Below are 13,862 nucleotides of genomic sequence, written 5' to 3' on the forward strand. Positions count from 1 at the left end.
CGTCGCTCCGTCAGTGCGATGCCGCCACATCCGTCGAGCCATTGAACTCGGCGGTGGCAGTCTCGTAGTGGGAAACCAGCGCCTCGGTCGAGGGGCCGATGATGTCGGTCACCAGGCTGGGGTAGACCCCCAGCAGGATGGTCATGACCACGAGGGGGGCAAAGATCGCCTTTTCCCGGCGGGTCATGTCGGTGATGGTCTTCAGGCTTTCCTTGATCAGGTCGCCCATGACCACCCGGCGGTAGAGCCACAGCGCATAGGCCGCCGAGAGGATCACGCCCAGCGTCGCCACGGCGGCGATGATGGTGTTGACCTGGAAGATGCCCATGAGGGTCAGGAATTCGCCGACGAACCCGCTGGTGCCCGGCAGGCCGACGTTGGCCATGGTGAAGAGCATGAACAGCATCGCATAGGCCGGCATCCGGTTCACCAGGCCGCCATAGGCGTCGATCTCACGGGTGTGCATCCGGTCGTAGATCACCCCGACGCAGAGGAAGAGCGCGCCCGAGACGAAGCCGTGCGACAGCATCTGGAAGATCGCGCCGTCCACGCCCTGCTGGTTCGCCGCGAAGATGCCCATGGTGACATAGCCCATGTGGGCGACCGACGAATAGGCGATCAGCTTCTTCATGTCCTCTTGCACCAGCGCGACAAGCGAGGTGTAGACGATGGCGATGGCGCTCATCCAGAAGACCAGCGGGCCCATGACCTCGGACCCGACCGGGAACATCGGCAGCGAGAAGCGCAGGAAGCCGTAGCCGCCCATCTTCAGCAGGATCGCCGCCAGCACGACCGAACCGGCCGTGGGGGCCTGCACGTGCGCGTCAGGCAGCCAGGTGTGCACCGGCCACATCGGCATCTTCACCGCGAAGCTGGCGAAGAAGGCCAGGAACAGCAGCGTCTGCAGCCCGCCCACGACCTGGATGCCAAGCAGCGAGAAGGTTTCCGAGCCGAATTCGAAGGTCATCAGCGTCGGGATGTCCGAGGTGCCGGCCTGCGCCGCCATCACGACCATCGCCACCAGCATCAGGACCGAGCCGAGGAAGGTGTAGAGGAAGAACTTGAAGGATGCGTAAATCCGGTTCGCCCCGCCCCAGATGCCGATGATCAGGAACATCGGGATCAGGCCGGCCTCGAAGAACAGGTAGAACAGCACCAGGTCCAGCGCCATGAACACGCCCAGCATGAGCGTTTCCAGCACCAGGAAGGCGATCATGTATTCCTTGACCCGCTTGTCCACGTCCCAGCTGGCCGCGATGACCAGCGGCATGATGAAGGTCGTGAGCAGCACGAAGAGGACCGAGATCCCGTCGACGCCCATCTTGTACTGCAGGCCGAGCAGCCAGTCGCGTTCCTCGACGAACTGGAAGCCGGTGTCGGCCGGATCGAACCCCGCGAGGATGAAGAGCGAGACCAGGAAGGTCAGCGAGGTTGCGATCAGCGCCACCCATTTGGCATTGCGCTGTGCCGCCTCGTCCTCACCCCTGAGGAAGATGGCCAGGATCAGCGCCGCGACCGCGGGGATGAAACAGGTGATGGAAAGGAGGTTCGCCATTATTCCGCTCCTCCGCCGATCGACATCCAGGTGACGAGGACCGCGATCCCGATCACCATCGCGAAGGCATAGGTGAAGATGTAACCGGACTGCGCCCGGCCGGCGAGGCGGGTGAAGAAGGGGATGATCCCCATCGCCAGCCCGTTGATCCCGCCGTCGATCGTGCCCTGGTCGCCGCGCTTCCACAGGAAGCGGCCGATCCAGAACGCGGGGCGCACGAAGATGAAGTTGTAGAGCTCGTCAAAGTACCACTTGTTCAGCAGGAACAGGTACAGCGGGCGCTGGTTCTCGGCCAGGCGGGCCGGGATCGTCACGTCGACGATGTAGAAGACATAGGCCAGCACGAACCCGATCACCATCGCGATGAAGGGGCTGACCTTGACCCAGACGGGGGCATGGTGCGCCTCGTCCATAACATGGTTGTCCTCGCCCATGTAGATCGCGCCCTGCGGGGCCATGCCAGCGCCGAGATCCGCGCCGTGACCGGCATCGGCCGCAGCCTCTGCGGTGGCGCCGTGGGCGGTGTCGGCCATCGCCGTCTCGCCGTGGCTTTCGCCGGCCGCCGTGTCGCCATGCCCGGCCGCGGCCGTCTCGCCGTGGCCCTCTTCCGAGGATTCCGCGTGATGCGGCAGGCCGAAGAAGGCGTTGACCTTGTTGTGGTCGCCAAAGAACGAGCCGTACCAGATCATCCCGGACAGGGCCGCGCCAAGCGCCAGCACGCCAAGCGGAACTAGCATGACCATCGGGCTTTCATGCGCGTGATCGTGGGTGTGCTTGTCGCCGCGCGGGATGCCGTAGAAGGTCATGAAGATCAGCCGCCAGGAATAGAAGCTGGTGAACAGTGCCGCGATGACCAGCATCCAGAAGCCGTAGCCCCCCGCCGTGCCGGCCCACGCGCTTTCGATGATCGCATCCTTGGACAGGAACCCGGCAAAGCCGATGTGGGTCAGCGGGATGCCGACGCCGGTGATCGCCAGCGTGCCGATCATCATCGCCCAGAAGGTATAGGGGATCTTCTTCCTCAGCCCGCCGTAGTTGCGCATGTCCTGCTCGTGGTGCATCGCGTGGATGACCGAGCCGGCGCCGAGAAACAGCATCGCCTTGAAGAAGGCATGGGTGAGAAGGTGGAACATCGCCGCGCTGTAGACGCCGACACCCGCCGCCACGAACATGTAGCCCAGCTGGGAACAGGTCGAATAGGCGATCACGCGCTTGATGTCGTTCTGCACCAGACCCACGGTTGCCGCGAAGAAGGCGGTCGTGGCGCCGATGAAGACGACGATCGACTTGGCGTCGGGCGCGAATTCCACCAGCGGCGACATGCGGCACATCATGAAGACACCGGCAGTGACCATGGTGGCCGCGTGGATCAGCGCCGACACCGGGGTCGGGCCTTCCATCGCGTCGGGCAGCCAGGTGTGCAGCAGCAGCTGCGCCGACTTGCCCATGGCGCCGATGAAGAGCAGCATCACGATGATCTCGGTCGCGCCCCAGCCAAAGCCGAGGAAGCTCAGCTCCATCCCCGCAAGGTGGGGGGCGGCGGCAAAGATATCGTCGAAGTTGATCGAGTCGACCATGAAGTAGAGCGCGAAGATCCCGAGGGCGAAGCCGAAGTCACCCACCCGGTTGACCACGAAGGCCTTGATCGCGGCGGCATTGGCCGAGGGCTTGCGGTAGTAGAAGCCGATCAGCAGGTAGGAGGCGACGCCCACGCCTTCCCAGCCAAAGAACATCTGGACGAGGTTGTCCGCCGTCACCAGCATCAGCATCGCGAAGGTGAAGAAGGACAGATAGGCAAAGAAGCGCGGCTTGTAGGTTTCGCCGTCCTTCCACTGCGGGTCGTGATCCATGTAGCCGAAGCTGTAGAGGTGCACGAGCGCCGAGACGGTGGTGACCACGATCAGCATGATCGCCGTCAGCCGGTCCAGCCGGATCGACCATTCGGTGGCCAGCGTGCCGCTTTCGATCCAGCGCAGCAGCGGGATGTGCTGCGTCACCCCGTCGAAGGACAGGAAGACGATCCACGAGAAGAAACAGGCCAGGAACAGCAGGCCGGTGGTGATCCACATGGCGCCGCGTTCGGTGACGATGCGCCAGCCGAAGCCCGCGATGATCGCGCCCAGCAGGGGCGCGAAGAGGATGATCGAAACCATGCGTTCAGCCTTTCATCACGTTGACGTCTTCAACCGCGATGGTGCCACGGTTGCGGAAGAAACAGACCAGGATCGCCAGACCGATGGCGGCCTCGGCCGCGGCCACGGTCAGCACGAAGAGGGTGAAGACCTGCCCCGCCAGATCGCCCAGGAAGGACGAAAAGGCCACGAGGTTGATGTTCACCGCCAGCAGGATCAGTTCGATCGACATCAGCAGGATGATCACGTTCTTCCGGTTGAGGAAGATCCCGAAGATGCCGATGACGAACAGAGCCGCCGCCACGGTGAGGTAATGTTCTATGCCGATCATCTCTCTCGTCCGTCCTAGTATCCCATTTGGGTACAGGCGCAGTCGCCGTACCCGCTTTTGCCCGTGCGGGCCGAACCGCCCAGTTCCGCCACCGCCTCGCCGATCTGGCGCAGGGTGGCGGGCGTCTCGCCGAACACCTTGTCGCGCCAGGCGTCATGTGCCGCGACCGGCGCGCGGGTGCCATAGCTGACCACCAGCGCGCGGCCCGTGGCGCAATGTTCCACCACGCTCAGCTTCGGCACCGTGCCGGTGATCTCCCGGCCCCACCAGTCCCAGGCGACAAAGCCGTTTTCCAGCGTATAGGGCTCGACGATGTCGCCGTTTTCCGCCGCCGGAGTGCCGGGCATCGCAAGGGTGCCGCTGGCGTCGTCGTAATAGCAGGGCAGGCTGAGCACCGTCGCCACCGCCGGAGCGGCGCCAAGCGCCAGGGCGGCCCCGAGGGCGCCCGTCGTCCGGATGGCTGTTCGGTTCGCAGACCGCATCGCTGTCCCATTCCTGTGTCCGGCCCCGCGGGGCCATTGTGCGGGCCTGTCACCCGCGCCGTCCTGTCGGTCCCTGCCGGACCTTGTGATCTGCCCCGTTGCGGGGGCGGCCGTTCCGCTGCGCCCCGGGGGCGCGGGGCCCCGGCCTGCGCCGGGGCGTGTCACGCCTAGAGCCCCTGCCCCGGCTTGACGTCCTTCAGCTCCATCGCCTTGGCCGGGTCGCGCCACATCTGCGCCAGCACGTTCTGGCGCTTGACGTCCACCCGGTGGCGCAGGGTCAGCACGATCGCCCCGATCATCGCGACCAGCAGGATCAGCCCGGCCAGCTGGAATGCCAGGAAATACTGCTCATAGACCAGCAGGCCCAGGGCGGCGGTGTTCTCGACCCCGTCGGGCGTGATGGCCTGGCGCGCGCTCTGCGCGGTCTCGGCCTCGGCCCAGGACCCGTAGGCCAGGCCGAACTGCATCAGCAGGATGACACCGATCAGCAGGGCCAGCGGCATGTAGCGCGCCATCTCGGCCTTGAGCTCGGCAAAGTCGACATCCAGCATCATGACGACGAAGAGGAACAGCACCGCAACCGCGCCGACGTAGACGATGATCAGCAGCATGGCCACGAACTCCGCCCCCAGCAGGACGAAGAGCCCCGCCGCCGAGAGGAAGCTGAGGATCAGCCAGAGCACCGAATGCACCGGGTTGCGGCTGATCACGGTGAACAGCCCGCCGGCCAGCAGCGAGATCGCGAAGAGATAGAAGGATAGCGTGGCGATGGTCATTCCTTGTCTTCCTCTCCTTCGTCCATGACCTCCTTGGCGAGGCCGGCCGCCTTGGTCATGGCCGGAATGCCCGCGAACATCGACATCTGCGCGATGGCCTCGGCCACTTCCTGTTTTGTCGCACCGGACTCCAGCAGGTGGCGTACGGTGATCCTGATCTGGCTTTCGGCCTGGGCGCCCTGCATGGTCAGCCCGGCCAGGGTCAGGAACAGCCGTGTCTTGCTGTCCAGCCCCTCCTTGTTGAAGGCCTTGCCAAAGGCGACCTCCATCCATTCCTTGGGCAGCGTCGGCCACATCGACTCGAACGACTTGGGCGTGAAATTCTCAAGCGCCGGGTTCATCGCCTTCGCCATCGCCTGCGCCTGCTCGATCATCATCTCGAAGGGGGTCTTCGCATCACTCATCACAGACGCTTTCGGGCTTATGTCCCAGGGGACGGATCATCGGTAGGGCGCATCGAGTTCCAGGTTGCGGGCAATTTCGGCTTCCCACCTGTCGCCGTTCGCCAGCAGCTTGGCCTTGTCGTAATACAGTTCTTCGCGCGTCTCGGCCGAGAACTCGAAATTCGGGCCCTCGACGATGGCATCCACCGGGCAGGCTTCCTGGCAGAAGCCGCAGTAGATGCACTTGGTCATGTCGATGTCGTAGCGCGTCGTCCGGCGGGATCCGTCCTCGCGCGGTTCGGCGTCGATGGTGATGGCCTGCGCGGGGCAGATCGCCTCGCACAGTTTGCAGGCGATGCAGCGTTCCTCGCCGTTGGGATAGCGGCGCAGGGCGTGTTCGCCCCGGAAACGCGGGCTCAGCGGGCCCTTTTCATGCGGATAGTTCAGCGTGGCCTTGGGCTTGAGCAGGTACTTGAAGCCCATGCGGAAGCCCTTGAAGAAATCCGCCAGCAGAAAGTACTTGGCTGCGCGTGCGTAGTCGACATTCGCCATGTCAGCCTCCAATCGTCCAGCGGGCCCATGCCCCGCCGAGGACTTCGAATTTCGCAAGGAACGCCACGATCACGACCCAGCCCAGCGACAGCGGCAGGAAGACCTTCCACCCGATGCGCATCAGCTGGTCATAGCGGAAGCGCGGCACGATGGCCTTGACCATGGCGAACATGAAGAAGACCGCCAGCATCTTGAACGCCATCCACAGGAACCCATCGGGCAGCCCGGGGATGGGCGACAGCCAGCCGCCGAAGAACAGGAGCGAGACCAGCGCGCACATCAGCACGATTGCGACGTATTCGCCGATCATGAACAGCAGGAACGGGGTCGAGCTGTATTCCACCTGATAGCCCGCCACCAGTTCGGATTCCGCTTCGGGAAGGTCGAAGGGCGGGCGGTTGGTCTCGGCCAGGGCCGAGATGAAGAACAGGAACAGCATCGGGAAATGCGGCAGCCAGTACCAGTTCAGCAGCCCGAGGTTGCCGTCCTGTGCGCGCACGATGTCGCCGAAGTTCATCGAACCGGTCGAGATGATGATCCCGATGATGATCAGGCCCAGCGACACCTCGTAGGAAATCATCTGCGCCGCCGAGCGCAGCGAGCCCAAGAACGGGTATTTCGAGTTCGACGCCCATCCGCCCATGATCACGCCGTAGACCTCCAGCGAGGAGACGGCAAAGACGTAGAGCACGGCGACATTCACATCCGACAGCACCCAGCCGTCGTTGAACGGGATCACCGCCCAGGCGATCATCGCCAGCACGAAACTGGTGAGCGGCGCCATGATGAACACGGCCTTGTCCGCGCCCGCCGGGATCACCACTTCCTTGGTGATGTATTTCAGGAAGTCCGCGAAACTCTGCATCAGACCAAAGACGCCAACCACGTTGGGCCCGCGCCGCAGCTGGACCGCGGCCCAGATCTTGCGATCCGCATAGAGAAGGAACGCCAGTGCCACCAGCAGTGGTACGACGATCAGCAGGACCTGCCCTATGATCAGAAGCGCGATCCCCAGTGGGTTGGATGAAAAGAACTCAGCCATCTGTCCTCACATACCTGCCGTCATACCGTCGGTATCCCCGATTCGACACAGGCGGCGGTCGTCACCTCTGCATCTATCGTCTTGAATCCCTTGGGCAGCGATTCCGAGATCGTATAAACCGCATCTGCCTGCCAGAGGCCACCCGTTTCCGCGACTTTCGTGCGGACATGCCGCGCGAAACCGTAACCGCGGATGAGTGTGTACTGCGCTGCAGCACATTCGGCATAGCGCGACACGTCCTCGCCCGTGCGGGCGCCGCGCATGCGGACGTTGAAGGAAACGAGGTCGCCATCCAGAAGGCGGGTCTCGATCCCCTGATATTTCGGGTCGAAGGGCGCTTCGTCCCCGGCCTCGGGCATCTGCGCCCCGGCCGCAGAGGCGGCATCGGCCATCGCGACCGGTTCGCCGGGAAGCGTTTCCGCCGCCGGGTCCAGCGCCATCGACTGCACCTCGGGCGCGGCCGGCAGGGCATCCAGCCCGGCGGGCGGCACGTCCTCTCCGCTGTCTCCCATGCAGGAGACCAGCGACAGGAGCGCCACCACCGTTATGCCGGCCCTTGTCTTCATTCCGCCGCCAGGGGCGCGGTGTTGCGCGCGCTGGCCCGGGCGGCCAGATCCGCCATCACCTCCGAGGCGCGGGCGATCGGGTTGGTGAGGTAGAAGCTTTTCACCGCCAGGGTAAAGTCGCCCTCGCCCAGCGATCCCGCCTCGGGCATCTGCCAGGCGTTGTCCGGCACCGCGTCGACCTGCGCCAGATGCGGCACCGCCTCGACCATCGCGCGGCGCAGCTGCGCCATGCTGTCGAAGGGCAGGACGGCGTCCAGCTCGGCCGAAAAGGCGCGCAGAATGGCCCAGTTCTCTTTCGCCTCGCCCGGGGCGAATCCGGCGCGCAGCGCCAGCTGCGGACGGCCCTCGGTGTTGACGAACAGGCCGTTCTCCTCGGTCCAGGCGGCGGCGGGCAGGATCACGTCGGCGCGGTGCGCGCCCCGGTCGCCGTGGCTGCCCTGGTAGATCACGAAGGGCCCGTCGGCGATGTCGATCTCGTCGGCGCCCAGGTTATAGACCACCTCGGCCCCGTCCAGCGCGGCGGGCATCCCGCCTTCGGTCACCGCACCCACATCCATCGCGCCGACACGGCCGGCGGCGGTGTGCAGGACCAGCAGCTTGCCGTTCGTGCGTTCGACGGCGGTCATCACCTCGGCCAGGACGGCTGCGCCGTCGTCGCCGGTCAGGGCGCCCTGCCCCACGATCATGACCGAGTTCTTTTCCTTGACCTCGGAGAATTCGTGCTGGGCCAGATCGGCCAGCGCCTTGCGGTCGCTGCCCATGCTGAAATGATCATAGGTCAGATCGGCATCGACCCCGATACTGCCCACCTGCGCGCCATTCAGCCAGGCCTTGCGGATCCGGGCGTTCAGCACCGGCGCCTCGGCCCGGGGATTGCAGCCGATCAGCATGATATAGGCGGCGCTGTCGATATCCTCGATCGTCGCCGTGCCGACATAGGCCGACCGGTTGCCCGCCGGCAGCTTGGCGCCATCGGTGCGGCATTCGACCGTTCCATCCAGGCTTTCGACCAGCGATTTCAGCGCAAAGGCGGCCTCGGTCGAGGCGAGGTCACCCACCAGACCGGCAACCTTCTTGCCCTTCATCGCCGTGGCGGCGGCGCTCAGCGCCTCGGGCCAGGTGGCGGGTTTGAGCTTGCCGTCGACGCGCACATAGGGCCGGTCCAGCCGCTGGCGGCGCAGCCCGTCCCAGACGAAACGGGTCTTGTCGGAAATCCATTCCTCGTTCACGCCGTCGTTGTTGCGCGGCAGGATGCGCATCACTTCGCGGCCCTTGGTGTCCACCCGGATGTTGCTGCCGAGCGCGTCCATCACGTCGATGGTCTCGGTCTTGGTCAGCTCCCACGGGCGGGCGGTAAAGGCATAGGGCTTGGAGACCAGCGCGCCCACCGGGCACAGGTCGATGATATTGCCCTGCAGTTCCGAATCCAGCGTCTGGTTCAGGTAGCTGGTGATCTCGGCATCCTCGCCCCGGCCGGTCTGGCCCATCTGGGTGATGCCCGCCACCTCGGTGGTGAAGCGCACGCAGCGGGTGCAGGAGATGCAGCGCGTCATATGCGTCTCGACCAGCGGACCCAGGTCCAGATCGTCGCTGGCGCGCTTGGGCTCGCGGTAGCGCGAGAAGTCGACGCCATAGGCCATCGCCTGGTCCTGCAGGTCGCATTCGCCGCCCTGGTCGCAGATCGGGCAGTCCAGCGGGTGGTTGATGAGCAGGAACTCCATCACCCCCTCGCGGGCCTTCTTGACCATCGGGCTGTTGGTCTTGATCACCGGCGGCGCGCCTTCCGGCCCGGGGCGCAGGTCCTTGACCTGCATCGCGCAGGAGGCGGCGGGCTTCGGCGGCCCGCCCACGACCTCGACCAGACACATCCGGCAGTTGCCCGCGATCGACAGCCGCTCATGGTAGCAGAAGCGGGGGATCTCGACCCCGGCCTGTTCGCAGGCCTGGATCAGGGTCAGTGCCGGATCGACCTCGATCTCGGTGCCGTCGATGACGATCTTGCGAAGGTCAGCCATACTACCTCACTTTGCTCTCAGGAAGGCGCCCACCTGAGAGCCTTTCTCGATTTCCTGCAGACCCAGGGTACAGAGGTCCGCGTCACTATCCGGGTTCAGTCCGCGGGCGCGCACATAGGCCTCGCCCCGCTGGCGCATGCGCGCCTTTTCGGCATCGCTGTCGACATAGGCCTTGATCTCGGCGCGGGTGTAGCCCAGCGATTCAGCCCGGTTCTTCAGGCCGAAGAGATAGCTCAGCCCCTTCAGCGTGCGGGGCGAGATGGCGTCGCAGCGGTCGCTGATCTCGATCGCAAGCGCGACCCACAGCATGTTGTCGTCGATTTCCGACACCTCGCGCAGCGGCACCTTGGCGGCGGCCGGCACGGCGATCATCGTGGCAAGGGCAAGGCCCAGGATCATGCGCATCAGTCTTCTCCCTTCGTGCAGGACAAGAGGGCCGCGCCAGTGCAGCCCCCATCTGTCCCCCAGATGGGTTTCATGCCCGCTGCTATGCAATAACAGCCGGATGAACAAGGGGTTATGCGCATCACTTCACTCACTCGGCCGCAACCCGGCAGCTGCGCTCGCGCCACAGGCGGGCCTCTTTCAGCCAGGCCCAGTCGAATGCGTGCGCGCTGGCGCCATGCTGCTCCAGATGGGCCAGACGCTCCATCGCCTCGTCGATGGTGGGCTCATGCCCCTCGGGGACCCACCACATGACGAAATGCATCCCGCCGAGCACCTCGAACCACTCGGCCCGGCGCTCGTAGAACTGGCGGTGCAGGGTGTTCCAGACAAAATGCTCCAGCCTCTCGACACTGTCCCAGACCGTCAGGTTGCTGACGAACCGGGGATCGCCCTCCAGCTTGGTCTCGGTATTGCCGGTGCCAGGCTCGCCCGAGCCCTCCATCATCCAGACGAAACCGGGCATCCGCTTGCCCAGCCCGTTGATCCGGTCGAGCGCGGCCATGAATTCGGCCACGCGCGGGTCGTCGGTCGGCGCGACGAGGCGGCCGATGTTCAGCTCGGCCAGGTGATGGCCCGGCTTCACACCCATCCCGTGCACTCCCCGTTCAGGATCAGGTCGCCGTCTTCGTTCAGGCGCAGCTGCGCATCCGGCGTCTCGGGGCCGATGGCCCAATCGACCTCGGACCAGCCGTAATACTTGGCGCAGTACTTCGTCGCCTCGTAGCGCCCGGCCTCCTTCGCGCCCTTGAGCGTGCGGGCCGCGTTGCGCACCAGGACCGAGAACCGCTGCGGGTTTTCCTTGTCGGCGGTCAGGCTGGCGCGGAAATAGACGCCGTCGAAGGCATTGTTGTTCACCAGCACCCGGTTGTTGCGCGAACAGCCGGCCCCGGCCGCAAGAGCCAGGACACAGACGGCCGCGCAGAGGCGCGGGAGAGCGGAACTTGCCTTCATCATTTCACCCGGGAGAACGTCGGTTTCGGTATCTCGGCCTTTTCGAAGAGACACATGGAATCATGGATATGAATGCCCGAGATGGCCTTGTCCATCTGCGGAAATGTCGGTTTGCCGTCGTGGTACCAGCGGTGCATGTCATCCACCATCCGGCGCACCCGGTTGAAGAAGTTGCCGCGCGATTTCAGCCCGCCGCCGAAGCCGGGCCAGAAGGCCGTGTGCAGGTCCTCGATCGCGTAGAGCCCGCCGTTCGACAGCCGCGGATAAAGCGCCATGAGCGAGGCCATGATATGCTGCATCACGTGGCTGCCGTCATCCAGCACGATGTCCACCCCGCCCATCTCGTCGACCACCTCGTCCAGGAATTCGGGATCGTCCTGCGAGCCGATGCGCACCTGAGCGGCCTGACCGTCGAATTCGCGGCATTTCTCGTCGATGTCGATGCCGTAGATGATCGCCTCGTCACCGAAATATTCGCGCCACATCTTGAGCGACCCGCCCTTCTTGACGCCGATTTCCAGCATCTTGATGGGCTTGCCGCGATAGGGGCTGAAGTAGCGGTCATAGATCGGGATGTAATGGTGCCACTTGTTCACCTGCACATCCTTGGTCCCGGCGTAGATCTTCAGCAGATCGCTGTCGTGGCCGTATTTGGTGCGGATATCCTCGGCCACATCGCCGTCGGGGTCGAATTCGAACCGTTTCATGCCGCATCCTCCGTGCAGGGGTGCCAGCGATAGCCTGCACCCATGTTCAAGTAAGACCAGCCAAAGGCATGATCGCTGTCGCCATGCGCACCGTAGTGATCTATCCGCGCCTTGGCCTCTTCGATTGTCGGACGGGTGCCGGGCGCCACGTACCACATCACGAACCGCGGGCCGGTCTGCTCTTCGAACCATTCCGGGCCGCGCCGGTAGAACAGCTTGTGCACCGTATTGAAGACGAAATCGCCCAGCGACCCGGCATCGGTCCAGACCGACAGGGTGCTGGCGGTTCTCGGGTTGCCGCCCAGCACGCCCTCGCCATCGGTTTGCGCGGCTTCCATCTCGTCGTCGCCGAGCATCCAGACAAAGCCGGGGCTGCGGCGCGCGACGCCATTCACGCGGTCGATATTGTCAGCGAAATCCGCGACGCGGGGATCGTCCCAGTCGTGCCTGAGCACGCCGATGTTGAACTCGGCCAGGTGCATGCCGGACGCGGCGGGGCGCAGGCCGCCAGGGCGCGCGCGCCCCTTGGCCAAGGCCGCGCCCGTCTGAACGGGTGCCGCCCCGGCCGTCGCCCCGGGCTGCGCCTGTCCCGGCATCGTGAACCTGATCCCCGCCATCCGGTCAGATCACTCCGCCGCCAGGACGCCGGCGGACCCGCCGCGCTTGTGCTTGATCCGGTCCTCGATCTCGTCGCGGAAGTTGCGGATCAGGCCCTGGATCGGCCAGGCCGCCGCATCGCCCAGGGCGCAGATCGTGTGCCCCTCGACCTGCTTGGTCACGTCCATCAGCATGTCGATTTCCTCGACGCTGGCATCGCCGGTCACCAGGCGGTCCATCACGCGCATCATCCAGCCGGTGCCTTCGCGGCAGGGCGTGCACTGGCCGCAGCTTTCGTGCTTGTAGAATTTCGACAGGCGCCAGATCGCTTTCACGATGTCGGTGGACTTGTCCATCACGATCACGGCGGCCGTGCCCAGACCCGACCGCTGCTCGCGCAGATAGTCGAAATCCATGATCGCCTCTTTCATGTTCTCGCCCCGGATGCAGGGCACCGAGGACCCGCCGGGGATCACCGCCAGCAGGTTGTCCCACCCGCCCCGGATGCCGCCGCAGTGACGCTCGATCAGCTCTTCGAAGGTGATCGACATCGCCTCTTCGACGACGCAGGGATTGTTCACATGGCCCGAGATGGCAAATAGCTTGGTGCCCGCGTTGTTCGGACGGCCGAAGCCTGCGAACCATTCCGGCCCGCGCCGCAGGATCGTCGGCACCACGGCAATGGATTCGACGTTGTTCACCGTGGTCGGGCAGCCGTAAAGGCCCGCGCCCGCCGGGAACGGCGGCTTCATCCGGGGCATACCCTTCCTGCCCTCAAGGCTTTCCAGCAGGGCGGTTTCCTCGCCGCAGATATAGGCCCCGGCGCCGTGATGCAGGTAGATGTCGAAATCCCAGCCCGACCCGGCGGCATTCCTGCCCACCAGGCCCGCGTCATAGGCTTCGTCGATGGCGGCCTGCAGGGCCTCGCGCTCGCGGATGTATTCGCCGCGGATGTAGATATAGCAGGCATGTGCATTCATCGCGAAAGAGGCGATCAGGCAGCCCTCGATCAGCGTATGCGGATCGTGGCGCATGATCTCGCGGTCCTTGCAGGTGCCCGGTTCGGATTCATCCGCGTTCACCACCAGATAGGCCGGCCGACCGTCGCTTTCCTTGGGCATGAACGACCACTTGAGGCCGGTGGGGAAGCCCGCGCCGCCCCGGCCGCGCAGGCCGCTGGCCTTCATCTGGTCGACAATCCAGTCGCGCCCCTTCTGGATGATGCCCGCCGTGCCATCCCAATGGCCGCGCTGCTGCGCGCCCTTCAGGGTACGGTCATGCATCCCGTAGAGGTTCGTGAAAATCCGGTCCTGGTCCTTGAGCATC

The 13,862-nt window shown here is 64.9% G+C and carries 16 protein-coding genes; all 16 read right to left on the minus strand.

Going from position 1 to position 13,862, the window contains the following annotated elements:
- Nucleotides 1–10: 10 nt before the first annotated feature.
- The 16 genes from GLS40_RS12580 to nuoF all read right to left on the minus strand — a co-directional run bounded on the left by GLS40_RS12580 (nt 11) and on the right by nuoF (nt 13,861).
- Nucleotides 11–1,555 (minus strand): NADH-quinone oxidoreductase subunit M, encoded by a 1,545-nt coding sequence (locus tag GLS40_RS12580; protein ID WP_160383087.1) that lies wholly within the window; start codon nt 1,553–1,555, stop codon nt 11–13.
- On the minus strand, nt 1,555–3,708 hold the full coding sequence (gene nuoL / locus GLS40_RS12585) for an NADH-quinone oxidoreductase subunit L (RefSeq protein ID WP_160383088.1): 2,154 nt from the start codon (nt 3,706–3,708) through the stop codon (nt 1,555–1,557). Before nuoL ends, GLS40_RS12580 begins: the two co-directional genes overlap by 1 nt.
- Before the next feature lie 4 nt (nt 3,709–3,712).
- Nucleotides 3,713–4,018: an NADH-quinone oxidoreductase subunit NuoK gene (gene nuoK / locus GLS40_RS12590; protein ID WP_160383089.1), complete on the minus strand. Its 306-nt coding sequence runs from the start codon at nt 4,016–4,018 to the stop codon at nt 3,713–3,715.
- Nucleotides 4,019–4,032: 14 nt separating this feature from the next.
- Nucleotides 4,033–4,500, minus strand: coding sequence for a hypothetical protein (locus GLS40_RS12595; protein ID WP_160383090.1), 468 nt, complete (start codon nt 4,498–4,500; stop codon nt 4,033–4,035).
- 167 nt (nt 4,501–4,667) lie between these two features.
- The gene (locus GLS40_RS12600) at nt 4,668–5,276 is read right to left on the minus strand and encodes an NADH-quinone oxidoreductase subunit J (protein WP_160383091.1); all 609 of its coding nucleotides are present in this window, start codon (nt 5,274–5,276) and stop codon (nt 4,668–4,670) included.
- Entirely contained in the window at nt 5,273–5,680 is a 408-nt protein-coding gene (locus GLS40_RS12605) for a carboxymuconolactone decarboxylase family protein (RefSeq protein ID WP_160383092.1), read from the minus strand. The genes GLS40_RS12600 and GLS40_RS12605 overlap by 4 nt, the downstream gene beginning before the upstream one ends.
- A 36-nt stretch (nt 5,681–5,716) precedes the next feature.
- Complete coding sequence (gene nuoI, locus GLS40_RS12610; RefSeq protein ID WP_160383093.1) at nt 5,717–6,211, minus strand: NADH-quinone oxidoreductase subunit NuoI; 495 nt, start codon at nt 6,209–6,211, stop codon at nt 5,717–5,719.
- 1 nt (nt 6,212) lies between these two features.
- Nucleotides 6,213–7,253, minus strand: coding sequence for an NADH-quinone oxidoreductase subunit NuoH (nuoH, locus tag GLS40_RS12615; RefSeq protein ID WP_160383094.1), 1,041 nt, complete (start codon nt 7,251–7,253; stop codon nt 6,213–6,215).
- 20 nt (nt 7,254–7,273) lie between these two features.
- A complete protein-coding gene (locus GLS40_RS12620; protein WP_235905913.1) occupies nt 7,274–7,612 on the minus strand; it encodes a hypothetical protein in 339 nt (112 codons plus the stop codon).
- 203 nt (nt 7,613–7,815) lie between these two features.
- Nucleotides 7,816–9,834 (minus strand): NADH-quinone oxidoreductase subunit NuoG, encoded by a 2,019-nt coding sequence (nuoG, locus tag GLS40_RS12625; RefSeq protein WP_160383095.1) that lies wholly within the window; start codon nt 9,832–9,834, stop codon nt 7,816–7,818.
- Nucleotides 9,835–9,840: 6 nt separating this feature from the next.
- Nucleotides 9,841–10,239, minus strand: a complete 399-nt coding sequence (locus GLS40_RS12630) for a DUF5333 domain-containing protein (RefSeq protein WP_160383096.1) — start codon at nt 10,237–10,239, stop codon at nt 9,841–9,843.
- A gap of 130 nt (nt 10,240–10,369) precedes the next feature.
- Complete coding sequence (locus GLS40_RS12635; protein ID WP_160383097.1) at nt 10,370–10,870, minus strand: DUF3291 domain-containing protein; 501 nt, start codon at nt 10,868–10,870, stop codon at nt 10,370–10,372.
- Nucleotides 10,861–11,232 (minus strand): hypothetical protein, encoded by a 372-nt coding sequence (locus GLS40_RS12640; RefSeq protein ID WP_160383098.1) that lies wholly within the window; start codon nt 11,230–11,232, stop codon nt 10,861–10,863. The genes GLS40_RS12635 and GLS40_RS12640 overlap by 10 nt, the downstream gene beginning before the upstream one ends.
- Nucleotides 11,232–11,939, minus strand: a complete 708-nt coding sequence (locus GLS40_RS12645; protein WP_160383099.1) for a class I SAM-dependent methyltransferase — start codon at nt 11,937–11,939, stop codon at nt 11,232–11,234. The genes GLS40_RS12640 and GLS40_RS12645 overlap by 1 nt, the downstream gene beginning before the upstream one ends.
- Nucleotides 11,936–12,556 (minus strand): DUF3291 domain-containing protein, encoded by a 621-nt coding sequence (locus tag GLS40_RS12650; protein WP_328598899.1) that lies wholly within the window; start codon nt 12,554–12,556, stop codon nt 11,936–11,938. Before GLS40_RS12650 ends, GLS40_RS12645 begins: the two co-directional genes overlap by 4 nt.
- 9 nt (nt 12,557–12,565) lie before the next feature.
- The gene (gene nuoF / locus GLS40_RS12655; RefSeq protein WP_160383100.1) at nt 12,566–13,861 is read right to left on the minus strand and encodes an NADH-quinone oxidoreductase subunit NuoF; all 1,296 of its coding nucleotides are present in this window, start codon (nt 13,859–13,861) and stop codon (nt 12,566–12,568) included.
- Nucleotide 13,862 lies beyond the last annotated feature (1 nt).

Origin of the sequence: Pseudooceanicola pacificus (genome assembly GCF_009789075.1) — a bacterium.
GTDB classification, from domain to species: domain Bacteria; phylum Pseudomonadota; class Alphaproteobacteria; order Rhodobacterales; family Rhodobacteraceae; genus Pseudooceanicola; species Pseudooceanicola pacificus.

Bases quoted from the DNA above. Each gene is read 5' to 3' on its own strand.
- GLS40_RS12580 (WP_160383087.1), bottom strand. From the start codon at position 1,555: ATGGCGAACCTCCTTTCCATCACCTGTTTCATCCCCGCGGTCGCGGCG.
- nuoL (WP_160383088.1), bottom strand. From the start codon at position 3,708: ATGGTTTCGATCATCCTCTTCGCGCCCCTGCTGGGCGCGATCATCGCG.
- nuoK (WP_160383089.1), bottom strand. From the start codon at position 4,018: ATGATCGGCATAGAACATTACCTCACCGTGGCGGCGGCTCTGTTCGTC.
- GLS40_RS12595 (WP_160383090.1), bottom strand. From the start codon at position 4,500: ATGCGGTCTGCGAACCGAACAGCCATCCGGACGACGGGCGCCCTCGGG.
- GLS40_RS12600 (WP_160383091.1), bottom strand. From the start codon at position 5,276: ATGACCATCGCCACGCTATCCTTCTATCTCTTCGCGATCTCGCTGCTG.
- GLS40_RS12605 (WP_160383092.1), bottom strand. From the start codon at position 5,680: ATGAGTGATGCGAAGACCCCCTTCGAGATGATGATCGAGCAGGCGCAG.
- nuoI (WP_160383093.1), bottom strand. From the start codon at position 6,211: ATGGCGAATGTCGACTACGCACGCGCAGCCAAGTACTTTCTGCTGGCG.
- nuoH (WP_160383094.1), bottom strand. From the start codon at position 7,253: ATGGCTGAGTTCTTTTCATCCAACCCACTGGGGATCGCGCTTCTGATC.
- GLS40_RS12620 (WP_235905913.1), bottom strand. From the start codon at position 7,612: ATGCCCGAGGCCGGGGACGAAGCGCCCTTCGACCCGAAATATCAGGGG.
- nuoG (WP_160383095.1), bottom strand. From the start codon at position 9,834: ATGGCTGACCTTCGCAAGATCGTCATCGACGGCACCGAGATCGAGGTC.
- GLS40_RS12630 (WP_160383096.1), bottom strand. From the start codon at position 10,239: ATGCGCATGATCCTGGGCCTTGCCCTTGCCACGATGATCGCCGTGCCG.
- GLS40_RS12635 (WP_160383097.1), bottom strand. From the start codon at position 10,870: ATGGGTGTGAAGCCGGGCCATCACCTGGCCGAGCTGAACATCGGCCGC.
- GLS40_RS12640 (WP_160383098.1), bottom strand. From the start codon at position 11,232: ATGAAGGCAAGTTCCGCTCTCCCGCGCCTCTGCGCGGCCGTCTGTGTC.
- GLS40_RS12645 (WP_160383099.1), bottom strand. From the start codon at position 11,939: ATGAAACGGTTCGAATTCGACCCCGACGGCGATGTGGCCGAGGATATC.
- GLS40_RS12650 (WP_328598899.1), bottom strand. From the start codon at position 12,556: ATGGCGGGGATCAGGTTCACGATGCCGGGACAGGCGCAGCCCGGGGCG.
- nuoF (WP_160383100.1), bottom strand. From the start codon at position 13,861: ATGCTCAAGGACCAGGACCGGATTTTCACGAACCTCTACGGGATGCAT.